This is a genomic window from Tolypothrix campylonemoides VB511288_2 (assembly GCF_045999855.1).
GTDB classification, from domain to species: Bacteria; Cyanobacteriota; Cyanobacteriia; order Cyanobacteriales; family Nostocaceae; genus Scytonema; species Scytonema bouteillei_A.
Genome location: NZ_JBFPMW010000028.1, coordinates 1 through 4,678, shown reverse-complemented (window position 1 = coordinate 4,678; position 4,678 = coordinate 1). Strand labels below are relative to the sequence as shown.

Here is a 4,678-nt window from a genome sequence, read left to right as displayed (position 1 = left end):
GATTACAACAGGCTTCATCTCGCAATGATGATGAGATGGCTTTGTTGAGCCTTGCCTATTTCGAGGGTTGTGCGTTCTTTGAACGACGCTCTCTAATAAAAAAAGACGAAATGCTACGAAACGTTTGGGAAAAGTTCCTTGCAGTTTCAACTGCTCCATCTCGTGCCATGTTTTCGCAATTCGTGTCGCATATTGATATTTTTGGTGAAGAATTGCGTCTCACCACGACTGCACCTACCATAATGCACCAAAACCTGATTTCGCCCAAGATTCAAGCGCATAAGCCCAAATTGCAAAATCTTATAGCGCAATACGGGTACTGGGTTGATGCTGTGACTTGTTATTGTACTGCTCAATCAAAATCGCCTAATGATATCCACAAGAGGACCAATCAGCAGCTTTTTGATAAGATGGGCTAATGAATTTGGTTGGCGATCACCGCGCTATGTGAGTTCGACTCCCTGCGCTCTTGTATCGCGTTATGAGCAGATCGGGATAGTCTCTAACAGAGAGTAACCCACCAGCGAAAAGACGCTGAATCTCTTGTGGTGACAAAACTTTAGCCTTCCCATGTCGGTCAATTTTTTTAATCTTCCTGTTGTTCTTATGTACGCCAAAGACCCTTTTTAACTAACTCCGGTAAATAGCTGAGGGCTTTTGAGAGGCTATGACTTTTTCCCAGAAAAAATGTAGCATCTTCATTTTTGATTTGTGGATGGTATTCTTTAATTGGTTTACTCCCACAAGCATTACCTGCTTCAGCCAGTTTAAACCTCTTTTTTAAAGTTGGGTCGTCCTCGTTATAAACATTTATTAAAGTTCCTTTTATTTTACCAGCTACATAGCCCCAATTTTTACTACTATCTCGACGTACAGCACCGCTCAAAAGAATGACATCTTCTAATAAATAATGATTTTGTGCCCAACTCTCCATTCCTTCATAAGCAACACGTGCGCCTAACGAATGAGCAATTAGACAAATATTTGGCTCTAGAATTTGAGATTCAATTAGACTCTGAAAATTGTTTGTACCAACAAACTTGGCACGACTTTTACATTTATGATAGTTTAAACCCATTGCACTATCAATGCTAGAAGCATCCCACCACAGTTGGTAAACAGAGTGGTGCCATCCTGCATTATTCAATGCTGACAGTAGAATGTCGCAACGCTCTTTATCTGCGCTTAAAAATCCATCTACAAACACTAAAGCTTTAGAGCTTCCTGCTGGACGTGAAAAAAGTCGAATTTCGGGGGAATCCATTTAAATATCCCTTTGTAAAATAATAGTCCTAATAACAGTATTCCCAGCATTTATCCTTTTTTATACATGACTACTACTGATGACCTCAGCGATTTTATTACCTTGTGAAATGCCATCTCACTCAAAGGTTCTCTACTGTAACAACCTTGGCGTAGATCTAGCCCACCTTGTGCGATCGCGCTTCCCACTCCACACCCAAAACCGTACAAAAGACTGGTATTCAGTGTAAAAAGATACGATTTTGAAATTTCGTGGTGTCCACGGTCTATAAGGCGCTGCAAGGGCTAGACATCCTTAAAATGATGTTTTATGCTTGAAGCAAAAACAAAGCGGCTTAGAGGCGACTCCAGAGGGCACCTTTTCCTCGCAACTTCTTTAAAATATTTGTATTTTTGAATTGGCGAAAATACAAATTTTGCCTATATAATTGCAACATCTACCAGGGCTATAGCTTAGCAACTTCTTCTAGCTATTTATAATTTTGAATTGGCGAAAATTTAAATTGTCACCAATATAACTATTTGCAAATAAGTAAATACAAATTGCCATCTTTTGAGGGAAGATTACTAGCATCACGAGTCGGGGGAGGGTCAAAGTGATTATTACCCTTGCTAGTTTTAAAGGAGGGGTCGCCAAAACAACCAGTGCTATACACCTCGCCTGCTATTTCTCTAAAAAAGGAAGCACATTATTAGTTGATGGCGATCCAAATCGTAGCGCCACTGGTTGGGCGAAAAGAGGGGAGTTACCTTTTAAAGTGGTGGATTTGTTGCAGGCGAGTATGCACAGCCGCAACTTTGAACACGTGGTCATAGACACAGCTGCCAGACCCAGCCGGGAAGATTTGGAAGCACTGGCGGACGGATGCAACCTTTTGGTACTGCCCACAACTCCAGATGCACTGGCAATGGATGCCTTGTTACAAACTGTGGATACGTTAAAAACTTTGGGGAGCGATCGCTATCGGGTGTTGCTCACAATGATTCCTCCAGCACCACGGCAGACGGGTCAGCAGGCAAGGGAGGCATTAGAGGCAGAGGGGATACCTTTATTCAAGCAAGGGATTAGGCGAAAAGCTGCTTACGAGAAAGCAGCGCTAGAAGGGCGACCTGTCTACGAAGTCAAAGACCGCAGCAGTAAGGTTGCCTGGTCCGAGTACCAAAAGGTAGGCTTGGAGATACTGCCATGAACAAGCCTAGCCCTTTTAAGAAGTTATTTGAAAACCGGGAAGAGCCGCAACCGGAAACGGAACAATCGGCTGAACCAGCAGCAAAGGAAGATGCACCGCAACCAACCCCAAAACCGGAACCAAAGAAGCGTGGTAGACCTGCAACTGGCAAGCGATCGGATGACGCATGGATTGGACGTACTTATTATGTGAAGCGTGAAACTGATTTGGATGTGGAGGAAGAATTGCTCAAGTTGCGGCGGCAGGGGATAGATATTGATAAAAGTGAATTAGTGGATTTTCTTATGAATGCCTGGGTGAAATGGAGAAAAGGTGAAAATATAGATTTACTTATTGACGAATTTTCGCCAAGACGAAATTCTAAAATAGACTGAAGTGTGGTTGAATGGCAGGATGACTTGTATTGCGCTAGTTTAGGTCAAAGGTGAAGAAGAGCGCTCGCTGAACAATTAAAAGCAGAGTCACAGCCGCGTCCTTTGATGCCACTGAGCATATATCTTGTATGCTGAAAGTTATTAAATAACTGATTAAAAATAACTTTCACTACTACTAGAGAGCAACGTAAATCAAAAGCAGAGGGGTATAGAGTGCTAGAAAAATCTCTCCCAAAATCCTGGTTTAAGCCTAGGGTTACTCTTGAGCAAATTCAGAAGCACTTTGAAGCTGGCAAGAAAGTGATACGAATTGCTTCAGGCTTCTTTACTGTAAGGGGATGGAACTTAATTCGTGGCTCTACTAAAGGTAAGCAAGTCAAAATTCTAGTAGGAATTGCTGAACCTGGTGAAGACAGAGCTCGAGCGGCGCTGGTCAGCGAGATTATGCACGATTTAGCGACTGGGTTAGAAGTAGACAGACGGCAAGCTGTAGCTGAACTGGTAGAGAGAATCGAATCAAATCGATTTCAAATGGTCGATGCGAGAGCAACAGACCATCACGGCAAGCTTTATTTAGTAGATAAGTGCGTCGCTATCGTCACCTCTGCTAACACGACTGGTAAAGGATTCATCGAGCAGATTGAAGCGGGCAATCTTCTTACAGATAAAGCAGAGGTCAAAAGTCTAGTACAGCAGTTCGACGAGTATTTTATTCAGGCGAAGGATTTAACCGACGAGTTACTCACAGCTCTTCGCCGCTGGCTACAGATGGCTTCCCCTTGGGATGTCTATCTAAAAACTCTGCTGGCGCTGGAAGACTTGAAGCCTACCAGACGTAGCTACAAAACTCCGACGACTTACCAAGTCGATATGATTGCTCAAGCTCTGCGACATATTCGGCGATACAGCGGTGCTATGGTAGTAGCTTCCACAGGTCTAGGTAAAACTGTCGTCGGTACTCACATCGCTCTGCAATTATTTGAAGCGAACGAAATCACTAATGTAATGGTGATAGCCCCAAAAGCAGTGAAGCAACTCTGGAAAGCAGAGCTTAGGGATGCTGGAATTCCTAATGATTTCTTCGTTCAACAGTCATTCGACAAAGAGAATCCTCGACAGGATACCAGTATTCTAGAGTTTGAAACAATTGCAGAGAAGAATGTATCTGAGCAATGGCTAATTATCATTGACGAGAGCCATTTCTTTAGGAATCGATTTAATAGCAAGAATCGAAGAGAGCGACGCGCATTTGCTAGAATTCTGTCGATGGTGAAGAATAAGAATTGCAAGGTACTACTTTTAACTGGCTCACCGTACTCTACAGATATTGAGAATTTGAACAATCAATTACTATTACTTCCTCATACCGCTGAAAGTAGAGCTTTGTTTGAAGAATGGGTTCCTAATTCACGAGCTTGGTACGTTAATGACACAGATGAATTCATTCATTTAGATGTTGTTTCTCAGTTAACAACTCCGTATGTCGCTAAACATTATGGTCAGAGAGATAATTCAGGGCTGTTCATTGCTTATGGTAATTCTAAGCGTTATATACCTGATATAACTCTACATCGAATCGATTTTCCTTTGCTGTTAGAAAGTGACATAACTAGAGCAATGAGTGAAAGATGTTTCACTCTAGATAGCGAGTGGATATTAATTAGCACGTCAGCAGAGAGACAGGTAAGAATAGCCTGGAGTAGTTCTCCTTGGGAACTCCGTGATGTCTTACAGTCCATCATTGACGGCTCTTATAATGGAACTTTTCTGCTCTCAAAAAAATCCCAACGTGCTATCTGTGAACCGATTCTACAGAAGCTAAAACAAATGAATTTCAAGGACGACATAAAA

Annotated in this window: 5 protein-coding genes; 4 read left to right on the top strand and 1 reads right to left on the bottom strand. The window is 42.3% G+C overall.

What is annotated here, in order from left to right:
* A partial coding sequence (locus AB0756_RS39960) for a hypothetical protein (protein WP_408104065.1) occupies positions 1-419 on the top strand: 419 nt, incomplete at its 5' end.
* Positions 420-604: 185 nt separating this feature from the next.
* On the opposite strand, the gene AB0756_RS39955 is transcribed toward AB0756_RS39960, so the two are convergent.
* Positions 605-1,264: a DUF726 domain-containing protein gene (locus tag AB0756_RS39955; RefSeq protein ID WP_038124244.1), complete on the bottom strand. Its 660-nt coding sequence runs from the start codon at positions 1,262-1,264 to the stop codon at positions 605-607.
* Positions 1,265-1,859: 595 nt separating this feature from the next.
* Here AB0756_RS39955 and AB0756_RS39950 point away from each other — a divergent pair.
* From AB0756_RS39950 to AB0756_RS39940, 3 genes are all read left to right on the top strand, one after another.
* On the top strand, positions 1,860-2,453 hold the full coding sequence (locus AB0756_RS39950) for a ParA family protein (protein WP_408104064.1): 594 nt from the start codon (positions 1,860-1,862) through the stop codon (positions 2,451-2,453).
* Positions 2,450-2,827: a hypothetical protein gene (locus tag AB0756_RS39945; protein ID WP_050045084.1), complete on the top strand. Its 378-nt coding sequence runs from the start codon at positions 2,450-2,452 to the stop codon at positions 2,825-2,827. The genes AB0756_RS39950 and AB0756_RS39945 overlap by 4 nt, the downstream gene beginning before the upstream one ends.
* Before the next feature lie 213 nt (positions 2,828-3,040).
* Positions 3,041-4,678, top strand: a 1,638-nt coding sequence (locus AB0756_RS39940; RefSeq protein ID WP_408104063.1) for a DEAD/DEAH box helicase family protein, incomplete at its 3' end; no start/stop codon positions are given.

Coding starts and splice junctions, on each gene's coding strand:
- AB0756_RS39955 (WP_038124244.1), bottom strand. CDS start 1,264: ATGGATTCCCCCGAAATTCGACTTTTTTCACGTCCAGCAGGAAGCTCT.
- AB0756_RS39945 (WP_050045084.1), top strand. CDS start 2,450: ATGAACAAGCCTAGCCCTTTTAAGAAGTTATTTGAAAACCGGGAAGAG.